The organism is Nocardia salmonicida NBRC 13393, assembly GCF_001613085.1.
Taxonomy (GTDB): Bacteria; Actinomycetota; Actinomycetes; order Mycobacteriales; family Mycobacteriaceae; genus Nocardia; species Nocardia salmonicida.
Genome location: NZ_BDBR01000036.1, coordinates 13119 through 31221, shown reverse-complemented (window position 1 = coordinate 31221; position 18103 = coordinate 13119). Strand labels below are relative to the sequence as shown.

Annotated in this window: 10 protein-coding genes; all 10 read right to left on the bottom strand. The window is 67.0% G+C overall.

Going from position 1 to position 18103, the window contains the following annotated elements; all coding sequences use genetic code 11:
* The 10 genes from pks13 to NS1_RS28460 all read right to left on the bottom strand — a co-directional run bounded on the left by pks13 (position 1) and on the right by NS1_RS28460 (position 18102).
* Positions 1-5193, bottom strand: coding sequence for a polyketide synthase Pks13 (pks13, locus tag NS1_RS28505; RefSeq protein WP_062989441.1), 5193 nt, complete (start codon positions 5191-5193; stop codon positions 1-3).
* A gap of 99 nt (positions 5194-5292) precedes the next feature.
* Complete coding sequence (fadD32, locus tag NS1_RS28500; RefSeq protein ID WP_056822283.1) at positions 5293-7203, bottom strand: long-chain-fatty-acid--AMP ligase FadD32; 1911 nt, start codon at positions 7201-7203, stop codon at positions 5293-5295.
* 181 nt (positions 7204-7384) lie between these two features.
* Positions 7385-8404: an LLM class F420-dependent oxidoreductase gene (locus NS1_RS28495; RefSeq protein ID WP_056822285.1), complete on the bottom strand. Its 1020-nt coding sequence runs from the start codon at positions 8402-8404 to the stop codon at positions 7385-7387.
* A 140-nt stretch (positions 8405-8544) separates the two neighbouring features.
* A complete protein-coding gene (locus NS1_RS28490) occupies positions 8545-9537 on the bottom strand; it encodes a cutinase family protein (protein ID WP_373864373.1) in 993 nt (330 codons plus the stop codon).
* Positions 9531-10034, bottom strand: a complete 504-nt coding sequence (locus NS1_RS28485; protein ID WP_062989439.1) for a DUF732 domain-containing protein — start codon at positions 10032-10034, stop codon at positions 9531-9533. Before NS1_RS28485 ends, NS1_RS28490 begins: the two co-directional genes overlap by 7 nt.
* Before the next feature lie 113 nt (positions 10035-10147).
* Positions 10148-11941 carry an alpha/beta hydrolase-fold protein gene (locus tag NS1_RS28480; protein WP_062989438.1) on the bottom strand — a complete coding sequence of 598 codons (1794 nt, stop codon included), beginning with the start codon at positions 11939-11941 and terminating at the stop codon, positions 10148-10150.
* 203 nt (positions 11942-12144) lie between these two features.
* Entirely contained in the window at positions 12145-13149 is a 1005-nt protein-coding gene (locus tag NS1_RS28475; RefSeq protein ID WP_062989437.1) for an alpha/beta hydrolase, read from the bottom strand.
* Positions 13150-13542: 393 nt separating this feature from the next.
* On the bottom strand, positions 13543-14604 hold the full coding sequence (locus tag NS1_RS28470; protein ID WP_255284731.1) for an alpha/beta hydrolase: 1062 nt from the start codon (positions 14602-14604) through the stop codon (positions 13543-13545).
* A 298-nt stretch (positions 14605-14902) separates the two neighbouring features.
* The gene (locus NS1_RS28465) at positions 14903-15973 is read right to left on the bottom strand and encodes an alpha/beta hydrolase (protein WP_062989435.1); all 1071 of its coding nucleotides are present in this window, start codon (positions 15971-15973) and stop codon (positions 14903-14905) included.
* A 233-nt stretch (positions 15974-16206) separates the two neighbouring features.
* Positions 16207-18102 carry an arabinofuranosyltransferase AftB family protein gene (locus tag NS1_RS28460; protein WP_062989434.1) on the bottom strand — a complete coding sequence of 632 codons (1896 nt, stop codon included), beginning with the start codon at positions 18100-18102 and terminating at the stop codon, positions 16207-16209.
* Position 18103 lies beyond the last annotated feature (1 nt).

The following is an 18103-nucleotide window of genomic DNA, read 5'->3' as shown; positions in this document are numbered from 1 at the left end:
TTACTCTCCCTTTGCGGAAATCGCGGCCAGCTTGGCGGCGAGGTCGGCACCGATCTGGCCGATCCGCGGTTCGTCGACAATCTGTAGGTGGTCGCCCGGAATGTGGATGACCTCCAGGTTCGGGATGTACTCATCCCAGCCACCGTTGGGCTTGCGGTCCGCGAAGCGCGGCTCGAGCTGGATCATGCCATCGTGGTAACGATCGGCCAGGTAGAGCACGGCGTCACCGTCGTACTGGGTCGGCTTCGCCTTGGCGAGATGGCGGCTCTCGATCCACGAGGTGCGCTGGTGTTCGAGCACACCGCCGGGGATCTTCGCGCCGGTCAGCTTCACCAGGCTGGCGACGATGTCGTACTGCTCCTCGTCGTTGGCCTGGGCGAGTTCCTGCAGCTGCTCGTCGGGCAATTCGCCCTCGACGCCGTAGGTGGTCTTGGCGAACTGCTGGTAGCGCTGAATGCGACGAACCCGCTCCTCGGGGCTGTTGTCCTCGCCCTTGACCGGGAGCGCCAGGTCGATCAGACCGACAACGCGCACATCTGCGCCTTCTTCGCGAAGGAGCTGAGCGACCTGCAGCGACAGCACCGCACCGAGCGACCAGCCGTACAGCACGTACGGGCCGTTGCCCTGCAGCTTGCGCAGTTCCGGCAGGTACTGACGGGCGCGTTCTTCGATATCACCCTCGACCCGCTCGAATCCGTACATCGGGGTATCCGAGGCGAGGCGCTTCAGCAGCGGTTCGTACACGAGGGTGTTGCCACCCGACGGATGGAACACGAAAACCGGGACGGCGTCCGAGCCCTCGGTACGCGCACGCAGCGGGCGCACAAAGCCGTCGACATCGGCGCCACTGTCCTGCAGATTGCGCACGATCTCGGCGAGCTGCTCGATCGACTCGCAATCGAGCACATCGTCGACGGTGACCTCTGCCTTGACCCGCTCGGTGAGGCGGGCCGCCATCTTCTCGGCGACCTCTTCTTCGAGGATCGGCAGGGTGTTGTAGACGCCGCCGGGTGAGGTGCCAGTGACAACTGCCCACGTGGCGTAGGCGAGACGCTCGGCAGCGTCACGTGGAGGAACGTTGTCCTCGTCTGCGCTCGCGTCGGCGAAGTAGTCGATGTCGACAACGGCCGATTCGGCGGGAGCCTGCTCCGCGACCGCTTCAGCTACGCCACCTGCCTCAGCGGCGACGTCAGCGGCGGCTTCCGAAACCGGTTCGACAGCAGCGGCTTCCGAGGCACCGGCCTTCTTCGCCACCGCCAGCGGATCCTCACCCGCGGCGATCGCGGCCCGAGCCGCCTCGACGAAGTTGGCGTCGACACCCAGCTCGACATCTTCACCGGCGGCCTTGGCGGCAGCCTGCTTCTCCGCCATCGCCGCGACCTCGTCGCGATGCTCGATCGCGTAGCGCAGCACCTTCGACACCTCGTTGAGGCTGGCGTCGCGCACGGCCGAGATCTGCAGCTGCGGGATGTCGAATTCGTATTCGACGCGGTTCTTGATGCGCATCGCCATCAGCGAATCGAGGCCGAGTTCCATCAGCGGGATCTCCATCGGGAGGTCCTCGACGGCGTAGCCCATGGATTCGGCGACGATGACGCACAGCCGCTGCTCGATGGTCTCGCCACTGTCGGGGCTCCAGCGGTCGCCGGTGGCGATGGCGATCTCGGCGGCGGTCGGTGCGGCTTCCTCGGCCGGAACCGCCACGGCGGCAACGGGTTCGGGGAGCGCGGCGCCGGAGGTGACGACCGCGTCGAACAGCAGGGTGAACCCGGCCGCGGACTTGGCGTGCACCTGGACCGACGCGCCACCGAGGTGCGGAGTCAACGTGGTTGTCAGCGTGCCCGCGGTGGGCAGCGCGGCATGCGGATGTGAGACCGAGACCGCGGCATCGGAAAGAACCTGTGCGGCAGCGGCTTGCACCAGCGCGGCCAGGTCGCTCACCGAAGAAGCCTGGATCTCCCAGGCGTGACGGCCGTCCGGCATGGCGACGTGCGCACCCGGCACCCGGGTGTTGCCGCCGCCCGAGGACATCGAGACCTTGGGCCAGTACGGCTTGCGCACGAACGCGGTTCGCGGCACGTCGGCGTAATCACCTTCGGGCAGCAGCGAACTCAGGTTCACGGCGTGGCCGTGGACGTAGAGCTGCGCGAGCGCGCCGATCACACCGGCGGACTCGTCTTCCTTGCGCTTGAGCGTCGGGATGAGCTGCGCGTCGTGCACGCCCGCCGCGAAGGTGGTGCCGAGAACCTGCATCAGCGCAACGGAATTGGGCGCCAGCTCGAGGAACGTGGTGTGCCCGGAGTCGACGGCGGCCTTCACCGCGTTGGTGAACCACACGCTGTGGCGCAGGTTCTTCACCCAGTAGGGCTCGTCGTGGATCGGGTCGGAACCGGGCCTGAAGTACAGGCCCTCGTGCACGGTGGAGTACAAGCCGGTCTTCAGCGAGGTCGGCTCGATGCCTGCCAGTTCGGCGGCGAGTTCGCCGAGCAGCGGGTCCATCTGGGAGGTGTGTCCGGCGCCGCGGGTCGGCAGGATGCGGGCGAACTTGCCCATCGCCTCGACCTCGGCGACGATCTGCTCGACCTGCTCGCGGGGCCCGCCGATGACGGTGTTGGTCGGCGCGGCGTACACCGCGCACTCCACGTCGGGGTACTTCGGCAACAGCAGCGCCACATCGTGGGCGCTGAGTTCGACCAGCGCCATATTGCGCACTTCGTCGTCGGTGAGCATCTGCTCGCCCTCGCCCATCAGGCGCGAACGGGCGCAGATCACGCGCACCGCGTCTTCGATCGACAGGCCACCGGCGATGTAGGAGCCGGCCACCTCACCCATCGAATGCCCGACCACCGCGGCCGGTTCCGCGCCGTGGGCACGCAACAACGCGGCGAGGCCGAGCTGGATGGTGAAGATGCCGACCTGGCAGGTGCCGACGTCGTAGTCCTGCTCGTCGTCGAGGAACATCTCGCGGATCGAGTAACCGGCCTCGTCCTGCACCAGCTCGTCGACCTCGTCGACCGTCTTGCGGAAGATCGAGTTCTCACCGTAGAGCTGCTTGGCCATCTTGCGGTGCTGCGAGCCGAAACCGGAGAACACCCAGATCGGCCCGTTGGACGCGGGCGAATCGGCGGTGAACACCCCGGCGCCCGGCTTGCCCTCGGCAATGGCGCGCAGGCCGGTGACGGCCTCTTCGCGAGTCTTGGCCACCACCACACCGCGCGAACGCTGGTGGCTGCGCTTGGCCAGCGCGCGGGCGACGTCGGCCAGCGGCACATCCTTGCCCGCGCCTTCGAGCCAGTCGGCCAGCTCGGTGGCGGCGCGCTTGCGGCGCGAGGGCAGGTAGGCCGAGACGGCAAGGACCACGGGCAGCGGCTCGTCGCGCTCGCCGTCCCATTCGACGACCGGCTCCACCGGCTCGACAGCGGCCTCGGTGATCGCGATGGCCTCGGCGACCACATCGGTGGTCTCCTCGCCCTCGATCTTCTCGGCGGCGACCTGCTCAGCCGTCACGTCCTCGACGACCGGGGCCGTGGGCACATACTCCTGCAGCACCACGTGCGCGTTGGTGCCACCGAAACCGAAGCCGGAGATGCCGACGGTCGCGACGCCGCTGTAGCGCGGGTACTCGGTGGCCTCGTCGACGACCTTGAGATTGGCCTGCTCGAACGGGATGTACGGGCTCGGGCCCGCGTAGTTGATGCTCGGCGGAATCACGTTGTGCTGGAACGACATCAGCACCTTCGCGAGGCTCGCCGCGCCAGCGCCGGATTCGAGATGACCGAAGTTGGTCTTGGCCGAACCGAGCAGGGCGGGCTTGTCGGCATCGCGGCCACGGCCGATCACGCGGGCCAGCGCCTCGGCTTCGATCGGGTCACCGATCGGAGTGCCGGTGCCGTGCGCCTCGATGTAATCGACGGTGTTGGGAACGATGCCCGCGTCGCGGTAGGCGGCGCGCAGCACGTCGGCCTGTGCGTCGGGGTTCGGCGCGAACAGACCGTTGGAACGGCCGTCGGAGTTCACCGCGGAACCCTTGATGACGCCCATGATGTTGTCGCCGTCGCGCTCGGCGTCGGCCAGGCGCTTGAGCACGATCATGCCCGCGCCCTCGGAGCGAACCATGCCGTCGGCATCGGAGGAGAACGCCTTGATGTGCCCGTCCTTGGCGACGGCGCCGTTCTGGTCGAACCCGAGGGTGATGACCGGGGCCAGGATCATGTTCACGCCGCCGGCGAGCGCCACGTCGGCCTCGCCGGTACGCAGCGCGCGCACGGCCTGGTGCACGGCCACGATGGTCGACGAGCAGGCGGTGTCGACGGTGACCGACGGGCCGCGGAAGTCGTAGAAGTAGGAGACGCGGTTGGCGATGATGCCGGTCGAGCCGCCGAGCAGCGCGTATCCCCGGGACGAGGCAGGCGCGTCGGGATCGGTGTCGCCGAGGCCGAGCGAGGCGATCATCTGGAAATCGTTGGTGGACGAGCCGACGAACACGCCGACCTGCCCGCCCTTGAGGTCACTCGCCGGGATGCGCGCGTGTTCGAGCGCCTCCCAGGTGAGCTCCATCATCAGCCGCTGCTGCGGGTCGACCTGCTCGACCTCGATCGGCGACATCGCGAAGAATTCGGCGTCGAAACCCTTGATGACGTCCTGTTCCAGGTAGCCGCCGAGGGTGTTGGCCTGGTCGATGGTCTTGGCCACGGACGGATCGGTCAGGAACTCCGACCAGCGACCTTCGGGCAGCTCACGGATCGCGTCACCGCGCCCGATGATGAACTCCCAGGTCGACTCGGGCGTGGTACCCGCACCCGGCAGACGCGTGGACAGGCCGACCACCGCGACATCGTGCGCCTCCGAAGGCGCGAACGCGGCCGTGTACTCCGAGGAGTCCTCGGCAGGCGGCTCCGGCTCACCGTTGACGATGACCTCGGCCAGCGAGGCGATCGTCGGGTGCTGGTAGACCACCGTCGGGGTCAGCACCACACCGGTGAGGTCCTCGATGTCACCACCGAGGGCGAGGGCGTCGCGCGAGGCGAGCCCGAACTCCTCCATCGGCCGGTCGACGGTGATCGCGTCGACAGACTGTCCGGTCGCATCGGCGACCCAGCGGCGCAGCCATTCACGCAGCTCGGCCACCGAGAGATCGTTCGTCTCGGCAGGGACGTCAGGGTTCGGGGTGGGCGTGCCCTCGTTGTTAGCCATCAATTCCTCAAGCTACCTGTCTGCGTACAGGGCGCGCCGTGGAATGACGCCCGGCCTGCATCGCACACCGGGCGTCACCTCCTTCTCGGACGTGCCGAATTACTCTTCCGGTGCATCGGGGAAAGCCTGCTGGGTGTAACCACCGCGCAGCGTTCCCTCGAGGTAGGCGGCCTTGCAGGCGCGCCGGGCGATCTTGCCGCTGGAGGTACGCGGGATGGAACCCGCGGGCACCAGCAGGATGTCACGAGCGGTCACACCGTGGCGCAGCGACACCGCGGCACGCACCGCGTCGGCGATCGGGCCGGGGTCGGCCTTACCGGCGCCGGGACCACGTTCGGCCACGACCACCAGCTGCTCGGACGCGTCGTCCACGTCGAACTTCAGGCCGGAATGGCTGTCGGCGGCGAAGACCTCGGCGGGCAGCTGATTGGCAGGCACCGCGAAGGCCGCGACGAAACCGGGACGCAGCGACTTGGACGCCTCCTGGGCGGAGAACTCCAGGTCCTGCGGGTAGTGGTTGCGCCCGTCGACGATCACCAGGTCCTTGACGCGACCGGTGATGTAGAGCTCACCTTCGAAGTAGACGCCGAAGTCGCCGGTGCGCATCCAGTCGGCATCGGGACCGGTGCCCTCGGCGTGCCCGCCTTCGACCGGCTCGGTGACCTTGTTGCGGAAGGCCTTGGTGGACTCGGCGGGGCGACCCCAGTAACCGATGCCCATGTTGTTGCCGTGCAGCCAGATCTCACCGACCTGCCCGTCGGGCAGCTCGCGACCCTGCGCGGTGTCCGCCGATTCCGGGTCGACGATCACGGCCCACTGCGACAGCCCGACGTAGCCACACGACACCTGCGCGATGGCGGTCTCGTCGGACTGGTCCACGCGCACCATGCGGCCCGCGTTGAGCTCGTTGCGATCGACGTAGACGTACTTGGCCTCGTCCTCGGCGCGGGTAGCCGAGACGAACAGCGTCGCCTCCGCCATGCCGTAGCAGGGCTTGATCGCGGTCTTGGGCAGCCCGTACGGCGCGAACGCCTCGTTGAACTTCTTCATCGAGGAGACCGTCACCGGCTCGGACCCGTTGATCAGGCCGATCACATTCGACAGGTCGAGCGACTCGCCCGCCTTGGGCACACCGCGCGCGGCAGCGTGCTCGAAGGCGAAGTTCGGCGCGGCCGCGAACGTGCCGGCACCGTCGGAGACCGCGGCCAGTTCGTTGATCCAGCGCGAGGGACGACGCACGAACGCACTCGGCGACATGATGGTGATGAACTTGCCGCCGACCGCGGGCAGGATCACCGTGAGCAGGCCCATGTCGTGGAACAGCGGGAGCCAGGTGACGCCACGCGAGTTCTCGTTCATGTTCAGCGAGTTGATCATCTGCAGCAGGTTGGTGCCGACCGCGCGGTGGGTGATCTCCACACCGGCGGGCACCCGGGTGGAACCCGAGGTGTACTGCAGGTAGGCGATGTCGTCGATCGCGGTGTCGGGGCGCACCCAGGAGTCACCGAGGGTGTCCGGGATGGCATCGACGGCGATGATGCGCGGACGCTGCGCGGCGGGCAGCGAGCGGAAGAACTGGCGCACACCGGCGGCCGAGGAGGTCGCGGTGAGGATCGCCGACGGCTCGCAGTCACCGAGGACGGCGTGCAGGCGGTCGGTGTGACCCGGCTCGTCGGGATCGAACAGCGGCACCGAGATGGTACCGGCGTAGATCGCCGCGAAGAAGGAGATCACGTAATCCAGGCCTTGCGGCGCGAGGATCGCGACCCGGTCGCCCGGGTTGGTCACCTGTTGCAGGCGAGCGGCCACCGCGCGCAGCCGTACTCCGAACTCCTGCCAGGTCAGCTCGTGCACCTCGCCGTCGCGTTCCCGCGAATAGTCGATGTAGCGGTACGCGAGCGTATTCGCATCGTTACGGGTGTGCTTCTCGACGTGATCGACCAGGGTCCGGCCCTCGGGAATGTTGATATTCCCGGTTGCGTCCAGGTAGTCGTCGAAAGTCTCTTCCATTCCTTCTTCTCCTTGCGAGGACGCGATGACAAGCTCTGCGGCCTCGACTCGCTATATCGCCACCGGCCGTCGAACTCACACGAACGTGCGTCGACAGCCTGCGGATTTTCGAGCGGTCTGCGCGGTGACCGCTATCGGCTAGATGTTCTCAAACCAGAGTCATGTTACAGAGAGCCCCCGCTCAGTCCTCCCGCAGCAGCGGAATGACAGGCGCGAATGCGTCCATCTGGGTGGGAAAGATGCCCACATACGACATCGAAGTGAGTTGCCGCACACGCTTGACCTGTTCGGCGATTTCCTCGAACGTGCCGATCGCGATGTAGGGCGAGCTCAGGATTTCCTCGACGGTCAGTTCGACGTCGACTTCGAGGTCGGGATGCAGGCCGCGTTCGATCGCGCGCAGCGCCATCTCGGCGGTCTTCTCCCGGTCGTCGGTGATGACGATAGCGGTGATGGCCCAGTTCAGCTCGATGTCGGCGAACCGGTCACCGGCAGCGGCCTTGACGATGTTGACCTTCTCGATCGTCTTCTCGAGCGTGATGCCCGAGAGCAGACCCTTGCCGTTCTTGGTGGTCTGCGGTACGACCGAGACGATGTCGGCGTGCTTGGCCGCCAGTGCCAGCATCTTCGGACCGCCGCCACCGGTACACAACGGCGGGCGCGGGCCCTGCCGTGGGCGCGGAGTGCCCTTGATGCCACGCACCTGGTAGTGCTTGCCCTCGAAATTGCACTCCTGACCGCGCAGCAGCGTGTCCAGGATGGTCAGCGACTCGTCGAGCTTCTCCAGCCGGATGCCGGGACGCTCGAACGGGATGCCCGCGTTGTCGAACTCTTCCTTGATCCAGCCCGCGCCGACGCCGACCTCGAGCCGTCCCTTGGACAGGACGTCGAGGGTGGCCAATTCCTTGGCGACCACGACCGGATGGCGTAAACCGTTCGCCAGCACCGAAGTGCCGAGGCGGATCTTGGAGGTGGCTTGGGTGAGTGCGCCCAGCGCGGCGATCGGGCCGATCTGATCGCCCAGGTGATCAGGAACGAAGAAGGTGTCGTAACCCATCTCTTCGGCTTCCTGCGCCGTCTGAACGAACTTGCGCGCGCCACCCTCCTGCTTGTTGCCCTCTCCGGCCGCTCCGAAGCGGAACGGACGCAGCGGCGTACCCAGCGCGGTCAATTCACCGACGGGTGCGGCAGCTTCGGTCATGAACTCTTCGCTCCTGGCTGGTGTGTACTCGGGCGCAATTCCCAGCGCACTTTACAGCGTGCGAGCGATCCGGCGTGCGGATGTCACAGCGAGGCATGATCCATGGCAATCACGCCCCCACTGTGACTGTGACAACTCCGTCAAGAATGCGGCGGATGCGGTGCGTTCTCGATGAGCCCCGCAGCCCAGTTGACCGTCCATTGGGTCGCCGTTGTGCCGTCGCCGTCTACCGGATTCGAGGCGTACAGCGCGTGCACCGGGTTACCCGCGGAGCGGATCAGCGCCGCGAGGCTGCCCAGCGCGTTGGCCGGATTGAGCGCCTGGCGTGGTGCGTCGCAGATCATGTCGCCGGGCGCGCAGACGGAGTTCACCTTGGGCGCCAGCGTGCCGAAACCGCCGGGGCGGGGACCGGTCATGCTGATGCCGGGGACATTGACGCCCTTGAGCGCCACCTCGGCGCCCTCGCCCGCCGGCGGCGGGTCGCCGATCTCGGTGGGCTGACCGGGACCGGTCGCGGTGCGACGGCCGTCGGCGATCACCGTCACGCCGAGCACATTGGCTTCCGGGATCGGGCCGTTGCCCGCGCCGATCTGCGCGGCGACGTCACCGGCGATCACCGCGCCCTGCGAGAAGCCCGCGATGACGAAATTCGTCAACGGGCATTCCTTGTGGCGCTGAGCCAGCACGTCGGTGGCGCGCGCGGTGCCCTCGGTGCGGCTGTTGTTGTAGGAAGCCTGGCCGTCGGGCGGGAACGCGATCGGGTTCGAGAACTGCGCCACGTACGGAACCGTGTACACCTCGAGCCGGTTGTCCGGGAACTGCGCGCGCAGCGGCCCGGAAACGCTGAGCATCAACGAGATCGGGTTCGCCTGCGGGTTGTACGGATCGTCGGCGCTCGACGACTCCCAGGTACCCGGGATCGAGAGCAGCATCACATCGGGGCACTCCGCCGACTGCGAGGTCGGCGGCGGCGGGCCGGGCGGCGTCGGCCCCGGCTCCTTCAACCGGCCCGCGAGCAGGTACCAGAGCAGCACGATGACGATGATCGCCAGCACGAGCAGCGCCAGCACAGTGAAGCACCCCGCAGGCCAGAACCCGCGGGAGCGTCGCGTCGGTCGGGGCGTCACTAGCAGTAGGTGGAGTTCGCGGCAGCGATGTAGATCTGTGCTGCCTTGTTGACATCCATCTTCGACGCGTCGAATGACGGGTCGGTGCCTGCCATCGCGGCGACGAAGGTGGCGACATCGGCGTCACTGGCGCCGGTGCCCTTGGTCGAGCAGATGTAGGTCGCGGTGGTCACCGCGGTCGTCTGGTCGCCCGGGGTGATGCCGTTCTTGGCCAGTTCGTCCAGGAACGCCTTGTCCTTGCCGGTCGCGGGCGCGGCGGCGCTGGTCTGCGGGAGCGGTGTCGGCTCCTCGGCGGACGCACTGGTCTCCGGCGCGGTGCTCGACGGGGCCTCGGCCGGCGGCTCGATGACCACGGGCGGCGTCGTCGTCGCCTTCGCGGCCACGCTGGTGGACAGGGTGGGCGTCTGCGACGCGGTCGAGTCGTTGCCGCCACAGGCGGACAACAGGGCGACGGCAGCCAGGGCCGCGACCGATCCGGCTACCTTGCCAGAGATCCGATGCATGAAGATGTCTTTCCTCGATCGTTCGTCAGGGAAGCGGTCGCAGACCAGGCTAGCCGGACAATCGGCGGTGCCGGGCACCGAGCGGCGAAGCTCAGAGAGTTCTCAGCCCGAGATCACACCCCGTGTACTTCGGATTTGCCGTCTCGCACCACGATGAACCCGGTCTGAAAGTTCTGCTGGATTCCGCCGGGAACGGCGAACTCGTCACTCACCGGATACCCGAGTCTGCCGTTTTCGAACCCCTGCGCCCCCCAGGTGTCGGCGAGCGCGCCGTTGCGCACCGACCACGCGCCCGACAGCGGGCTCCAATAGATATTGCCGCCCTCGAACCGGCTGTAGCGCCCGAGATCCTTCAGCGGCGCCTCCCCGGCGACCGGGAAACCGAGCGGGCTGTTCTCGAAACCGAGCTGGCTGTACTTGTCCAGGACGAAGCCCTGCACCCGGTGTGCGCCGGTGGCCGGGCTGTAGAACATCGGGCCGTTCTCGAAGGCCTGCACCGAGCCCGCACGGCTGGGCGTCGGCGCCTCGGCGGCCACCGGATAGCCGGCGGGGCCGCCCTCGTAGCCCTGCTTGCCCCACTCCTCGAGGAACGCGCCGCGCATCACCTGCGCGCCGGTCTGCGGGGTCCAGTAGATCGAGCCGCCTTCGAAGGTCTGCATGCGGCCGCGCCCGTCGGGTAGGCCGCGCTCGTCACCGTTGGGCAGGCCGAGCGGCGAGGACGCGCCGCCGATACCGGCGTAGGTGCCACCGATGCGCCCCGCCACCGCGTGCGTGCCCGCCGCGGCCGAGTGGAACACCCGACCGTTCGGGAAGTCCTGCACCATTCCGGTGCCCGCCGGGTACTCGGCGGTCAGGCAGTTGCCCAGCCAGTTCGCCGCTTGCGCGACCCCGCCGATCGCCCCGCCCAGCGCGCAGGTCGAGCCGCCGGGATCGGTACCGAGCGCCGCCGCGGCCTGTGACCACGATTGCCGCATCTCGAAATCCCAGTACGGCCACGTGTGGGTGCCCGCGGGCCGGTAATTCGCCTGCACCGGAATCGCCAGCTTCTCGAGCTTGGCGACGAAATTCTGAGTCGACAGCCGCGAGAGGATCTCCAGGCCGGTGCCCGCCCAGTTCTCGCTCATCAACGGCACTTCACCGAGCTGATCGTGCGAGCCCGCCAGTCCGCTGCCGCTGGAGACGTACATGCTGACGCCTTTGAGCTTGTCGGCCAGCTGATAGGGGTCGTGCGCGTCCCACTCGGGGCTGCCGGGCGGGCCCCACATCGCGCCCGCGTCGAAGCCGCCCGCGTCCTTGTTGGCGAAGGTGATCGCCTGCGGCATGCCGAGCGTTGTCGTGGTGAGCAGGCCCGAGTACGAGGCCACGTATTTCATCAGCCCGGGGTTGCGCCCCGCCAGGTTCATCGCCGCCGTGCCGCCCATCGAAAGTCCTTGCACGCCACGCACATCCGTGGTTCGCCAGTCACGTTCGAGGATCGGCGGGAGTTCCTTGGTCAGGAAGGTCTCCCACTTGTAGGTGAAGCCGTTGTCGGGCGCGAGCCAGTCCGAATACCAGCTCGACTGGCCGCCGACCGGCAGCACCACATTGACGTTCTTGTCGGCGTAGAAGCCCTCGGCGTCGGCGTCCTTGGTCCAGCCGTTCTCGTCGTCCTGCGCGCGCAGACCGTCGAGCATGAGCATCATCGGAAACTTCGCGTCGGGACGCGCATTCCAGTCCCGCGCCAACAGCATCTGCACCTGGATCGGGGTCTTCATGGCGGCCGAGTACACCCACAGCGCCACTCGCCGATCCGAGAGCCAGTCCACCCGCTGCACCCCGGACACCACCGGTTGGGCCTGCACGGGAACGGCCACAGCAGGCGCGAACAACGCCGCCGACATGGCCGCGATGCCGAGGATCCGCCGCATCGGCGCTGAGACACTATGTACCGAGACACGATGTTTCATCACACGCGACCTTCCTCATCCCGGAATTGGGACACAGCCTCACCGTCGGTTGTACCGCAGTCAGCGGCGATAACTGGGGAGGACACGCGAGGGATCGACACAGCAAAAAGACCGGCCCACCCTGGGGGTGAGCCGGTCTCCAGAAAGTTGCTGGGCGGAAACTACTAGGCGCCCAGTGCATTCAGGATGTGCGGACGGGCCTTCCACAGCTCGTCTTCCCAGTACTTCCACGAGTGGGTACCGGAGGCACCGACGTCGTAGACGGCGTTGATGCCGAGGGTGTTGAGGCGACGCTGGAACGCCAGGGTGCTCACGAACGAGATGGCCTCGATGCCCATCGCGTTGGCGGTGTTGTAGGCACCGCCGAGACCGGCGGGCTTGTCGTGCTGGGCCGGCAGGCCGTTGGCCGACGAGATGAACATCGGCAGGCCGCGCAGCTCGGGCGCGAACACCATCGGGTCCATCCGCAGCCACGCCGAGCTCCAGGGAGCAGCCATGGCGTCGACGTTGAAACGGCCCGCGTCGAGCATCATCACGCGGATGGCCTCACGCATGCCGGGAGCGCCCCAGTTCAACGGGCCCGAGAGCGAGGACGCGTGCTTGAACTGATTGCGGTTCAGCGCGGCGAGGCGCAGCGCGGCCGGGCCCGACATCGACAGGCCGAGCACCGCGTTGTTGCTGCGGGACACGCCATAGCCCTCGAGGAAGGTGGGGAGCTCTTCGGTCAGGAAGGTCTCCCACTTGTAGGTGGTCTTCTGGCCGTTGGTGTTGCTGGCGGCGGTCCAGTCGGCGTACCAGCTGGACTGGCCACCGACCGGCATCACCAGGGTGACGTTGTCGTTGCTGAACTGCTGCATCGCGTTGGTCTCGAACGACCAGGCGTTGCGGTCGTCACGGGCGCGAAGGCCGTCGAGCAGGTAGAGCGCGGCGTTGCCGCCGTTGCGCGCCCACTGCACCTGGACCTTCACGGGGCCCATCTTCGAGGGCACCATCAGTTCTTCGTAGCCACCGGCCGGTGCGCGCAACACGGGTGCCGACACCGACGGTGCGGCAAGCGCGGTCGGGGCCGCTCCTGCGGCGATCGGCAGCACGAGGGCTGCAGCGCCGACAGCTAGAATTCGATTACGCCAACTACGAGATGCCGGCGCGACGGCCTTGCCGAAACGCATGTGAATTCCGCTCTCTTTCTGCTGTTATGGCATGCCAGACACGCTGGCCGCCGCCGACACGGCCCCGACAGCCCGGTCGATCAGACGGATGAAACAACGATCTGGTCACACTTACGCTCGCTGGAGGATATTCCACGCGCGAATTAACTGCAAGGGCAGTGACATTGGCGGCTGGCGCCGCGGGGTTTTCGGCCCTGCGGGCCTCGAATCCGAAGGGCGATACTGCGCCTTCGGCGTTCCGTCTCGCCCTTCGGATCCGAGGCGGCCGAAAACCCGTGGTTGTCGAGTTATTTGCGTGGCGTGGTCGTCATATGAACGTATTGTTCAGTCGCTGCGGTGGTCCGGGCAGACAGAACCGGCACCGCAAGTCTCGCGGTGCCGGTTCCGTGATGTTCACCCGATGTTGGCGGACAAATCCGGGATCATCCGCAGGGCTTCGTCATTCCAGTTGTTCCAGGCGTGGATGCCGAAGGCCGGGAAAGAGTAGGTGACGTTACGGGCGCCGAGCGTTGCCATCCTGACTTCGAAAGCCCGAGTGTTGGCCAGCGCCAAGGCTTCCAGCGCCATCCCGTTGACGGTGCCCATGTTCGGGCCGTCGGTACTGGTCGGCAAGCCTGAGCCCGCCGCTATCCACAGCCGGGTGTTGTTGCCCACCAGGTTGGGGGCGAACACGAACGGATCCATCCGCAGCCACTGTGGGCCCCACGGCGGTGCCATGGCGTCCACGTTGTAACCGCCCGCGTCGAGCATCGCGATGCGAATTGCCTCGCGCATGCCGGGGGCCGAGATGTTCAGGTAACCGGAATACGCACCGGCGAAGGAGAATTGGTCGGGATGGTAGGCGGCCAACGTCAGCGCGGCCGAGCCACCCATCGACAGACCGAACACACCGTTGCGGAACCGGTTGAAGCCGAGGCGGTCGGCGAGGGCGTTGCGCAGGTCGCCGGTGAGGAACGATTCCCACTGGTAGCGGTAGCTCTTGCCGGGTCCGCCGGACAGCACGTTGCCCGCGCCCGAACCCGAGGACGGCGCGCCGTTGCCGGGAATGCCGAAGAAATCACTCGGCGCGTTCCAGTCGGCGTAGAAGCTGGACATACCGCCGACGGGCATCACCACATTGATATTCGCCGCGGCCAGCGCATTCGGGATATCGGTTTCGATCTCCCAGCCGTTGAGATTCTCCGGTGCGCGCATGCCGTCGAGGACGTAGACGACGCGGTTGGTGTTGCCGTCGGCGGCGCGCAGCACGCGCGATTTGATCGGACCCATCCCGGAATCGACCCAGAAATCGAAGGCATTGCCGTTGAATCCGGCCGAGGCGGGGGCGATTCCCCCGGTAACAGCCGTCGCGATCGGAACGAGCAGAGCCATGGATACGCCCGCGGCCCAGCGCCGAGCCCACGAACCAGGGGCTGCAACCTTCACGGGCCCACGCTTGCGGCGCAGTGTTCGCATTCGACTAGACCTTTCTCGCAGACCGAACGCGCAAATCCCGAGCTACGCAGTCGGATCCCTCATCGGACGTCGATGGGAATCGATCCAGGGCAAAACGGACGATTCAACCTCGACGCATGCTCTCTGTGTATTAATCGGTGACGAATGGTCTACATGTTGCTGGAAAGTGACCCGGAGCACAACTCCCGGTGATCTGTCGCACATGATTCGTCACCGCGTGTCGCTCGGATCGTGACGAAAACGAGGAAACCGCCCGGTGCGACGAGGCACCGGGCGGCTTCGGGTCTTGCGGGTCCGACTAGCCGATGTTCGCGGAAAGGTCCGGGATCATGCGGTTGACTTCGGTCTCCCAGTTGCGCCAGTTGTGCACGCCGGTGATCGGGAAGTCGAAGTGGGCGTTGCCGCCGCCGAGGGTGGCCATGCGGACCTGGAACGCGCGGCTGTTCACCATCGCGAGCAGCTCCAGCGGAACGCCCTGGACGATCTCCATCGGGTTGGACACATCGCCCGCGCCGGGGATACCGCTGGCCGCGGAGACCCAGATGCGGGTGCCGTTGCCGACCAGGCGCGGGGCGAAGACGAACGGGTCCATATGGAACCACTGCTGGCCCCACGGCGGCGCCATCGCGTCGATGTTGAAGGCACCGGCCGAGATCATCGCGACACGCATGGCTTCACGCATACCGGGCGCCGAGATGTTCAGGTACCCGGAGAACGAGCCCGCGAAGCTGAACTGGTCGGGGTGGTAGGCGGCCAGCGTCAGGGCGGCGGAGCCACCCATCGACAGACCGAACACGCCGTTGTTGTTGGGGTTGAAGCCCAGGCGCGCCGACAGCGCGTTGCGCAGGTGGCTCGTGAGGAAGGTTTCCCACCTGTAGGTGTTCTTCTTGCCTGCCACCTGGGTGGGCGCGACCGACGAACCGGTCATCGATGATCCGGTCGCGGCCGAACCGGTGGAGCTACCACCCGAACCGGCATCGAGACCGAAGTAGCTGCTCGGTGCGTTCCAGTCGGCATAGAAACTGGACTGGCCGCCGACCGGCATCACGACGTTGATGTTGGCGTCCATCAGGGCGCGGGCGACATTGGTGTCCTTCTCCCAGCCGCTGAGGTCGTCGCCTGCACGCATACCGTCGAGCGCGTACACGACCCGATTGGTATTGCCATCGGCCGCGCGGAAGATCCGCGACTTGATCGGGCCCATCTCCGAGTCGACCCAGAAGTCGAAGCCAGTGGGATCGAAGGCCGCCGTCGCGGTGCCGGCGGGACCGGCCACCGCCGCACCGATCGGCAGCACTACAGCCAGGGAGAGAAGCACCGATCGTTTGAGCCAGCCGGCTCCCCGGGCTCTGAGACGTCCGCCACGCATTCTGTTATGGGCCTTTCCTCATGCGGTTCGCGCGGAACCGCGGTTGCAATGACCGCCGACTGATTACCGGCACACCAGTGCGCCGACGGGCCGTTCCTCCAGTGACCATATCGCTACATCGATAGCTTGGCGTTACCGAAAAGTGATTTAGCGGCGAACGCCACTAAATAAACGCTGGCCAGCCGGTGTAAGTCATAGGTCTAGGGGTACTTATACCGACCGACCGGGCCGATTCAGCGCGGGGGTTCGGGGAACGGGTCGATGAGACCACAACGCTGGATCTCGTACTTGGGGATCCGATCGATTCGGTACTTCGAGAACGCCAGGGCGTTGCGGAAGTTGTGCTTGAACCGGGCGAAGGTCAGCGGGTCGCGGACGGAGACCATCAGCGCCTGGGTCTGCGGGCACGACATCGCCGTGCGCGCCTGGGTGACCCATTGTTCATCCATGTACCAGGGCATCCACGGGTGGATGTCGACCATTCCCGAGTCGGCCACCACCCAGTCGGGCAACAGGCTCTTGTCGTGGCCGATGCGGCCGTCCGCCAGCCGGTCCGAGTGTGCGGCAAGCGGGTAGGCCAGGCCCATCGGGTCGATCACGCGCACGTCGAGCGGCACGTTCATGCTCGTCATGCCCAGGTTCAGGAAGTAGACCGTGTGCCCGGAGCCCCCATCGGGGATCGGCTCCGGCGGCGGGTCGAGGTACCAGAACGTGAACGCGGGCGAGTTCAGCAGCAGGCCGCCCTTGGGGTTGGCGGCGATGTCGTTGACCATGGCCCGCATCCGCGGATAGTCGAGGTAGTCCTCGGCCCGGATCGGGTGGTCTTTGCCGGTGTTGAGCACGTAGTAGATGCGCTCGTCGACGATGCCCGACGAGCGGATCTTGGTGCCGGTCGTGATCGCGGTCGTGTTCGACGCGTACAGCGACCAGCCCGCGGTGCCGAGCAGTGCGATCAGCAGCGCCACGACCGACCAATCGGCCTTCCCGAGGCGCGTCGGGATCGGCAGCACTGCCACCGGCAACAGCAGCAGGAACAGCTGAGTGAGCAGCATTCGCCCATGCATGAAGTCGCCGCCGACGCGCACCGCGTACACGGTGAGCAGCAGACCGCTGCCCAGCACCATCACGACCACCGCACTCGGCGAACGCAGCCACGCCCGCACACCCGCCACCGACAACCGCGGCAGCGCGAAGCCACGCGCGATCCCCGCGACAACGCCGGCGATCAGCAGCACGAGCAGCGGAATCCACAGGTAGTACGGACCGACCAGGTCCCACAGGTAGGTGGCCCCCTGGCCCCACTTGGCTCCACCCGCGTCCTTGGCGACCGCGGTGTTCGGATAGGGCAGGCCGTAGTAGCCCATCCGCCAGATCTGGTAGCCCACCGGCACGATCCCGGCGACGAGCACGATCAGCGCGCGCAGCGCGACCGGCCCGAACCGGAACTGCGGCATCGGCGTCAGGAAGATCATGCCGAGCGCGAGCACGCCGATCAGCGTGGCCTCGGGGCGAACCAGCGGCGCGAGCCCGGCCAGGAAGACCAGGCCCAACAGGCTGGGCACGCGAACGACAGCGGCCTGGCTCCAGCGGATCATCAGCCACCACAGCAGCCCGACCCAGCAGATCACCAGACCGCTCTCCAGCCCGGAGGTGGCGTAATCACGCGCGGGCGGCAGTGCGATGTAGACCAGCACACCGGCCGGAATCAGCAGCTGACCACTGGTTCCACCCCACAGCCGTGCGGTGCCGAGCATCGCGAACACCACCGCGAGCACCGAGACCCCCAGCGCCACCCCGAGCACCACGTACTCGAGACGGGCCTGGGTGAGCCAGGAGAAGAACCAGATCAGGTAGGTCCACGCGGTACTGGTATTGGCCTCGACCCGCTCGTCGACATTGAAGACCGGGCCGTTGCCCGCGAGCAGGTTGCGGACCGTGCGCAGCACGATCAGGCCGTCATCGGCGATCCAGCGCCGCTGCCACGCACCGACCGTGAACAGCACGGCGGTAATGACCACCCCACCGACGAAGATGGCGCGGGACAGAACCGAGGAACGCGCGTCGGTACGCGGCGACTCGTCGTCGCGTAGCTGCTCGTCTTCGGTTGAATCCTGCTCCGCTACCAACATC

Bases quoted from the DNA above. Each gene is read 5' to 3' on its own strand.
- pks13 (WP_062989441.1), bottom strand. From the start codon at position 5,193: ATGGCTAACAACGAGGGCACGCCCACCCCGAACCCTGACGTCCCTGCC.
- fadD32 (WP_056822283.1), bottom strand. From the start codon at position 7,203: ATGGAAGAGACTTTCGACGACTACCTGGACGCAACCGGGAATATCAAC.
- NS1_RS28495 (WP_056822285.1), bottom strand. From the start codon at position 8,404: ATGACCGAAGCTGCCGCACCCGTCGGTGAATTGACCGCGCTGGGTACG.
- NS1_RS28485 (WP_062989439.1), bottom strand. From the start codon at position 10,034: ATGCATCGGATCTCTGGCAAGGTAGCCGGATCGGTCGCGGCCCTGGCT.
- NS1_RS28480 (WP_062989438.1), bottom strand. From the start codon at position 11,941: ATGCGGCGGATCCTCGGCATCGCGGCCATGTCGGCGGCGTTGTTCGCG.
- NS1_RS28475 (WP_062989437.1), bottom strand. From the start codon at position 13,149: ATGCGTTTCGGCAAGGCCGTCGCGCCGGCATCTCGTAGTTGGCGTAAT.
- NS1_RS28470 (WP_255284731.1), bottom strand. From the start codon at position 14,604: ATGCGAACACTGCGCCGCAAGCGTGGGCCCGTGAAGGTTGCAGCCCCT.
- NS1_RS28465 (WP_062989435.1), bottom strand. From the start codon at position 15,973: ATGCGTGGCGGACGTCTCAGAGCCCGGGGAGCCGGCTGGCTCAAACGA.
- NS1_RS28460 (WP_062989434.1), bottom strand. From the start codon at position 18,102: ATGTTGGTAGCGGAGCAGGATTCAACCGAAGACGAGCAGCTACGCGAC.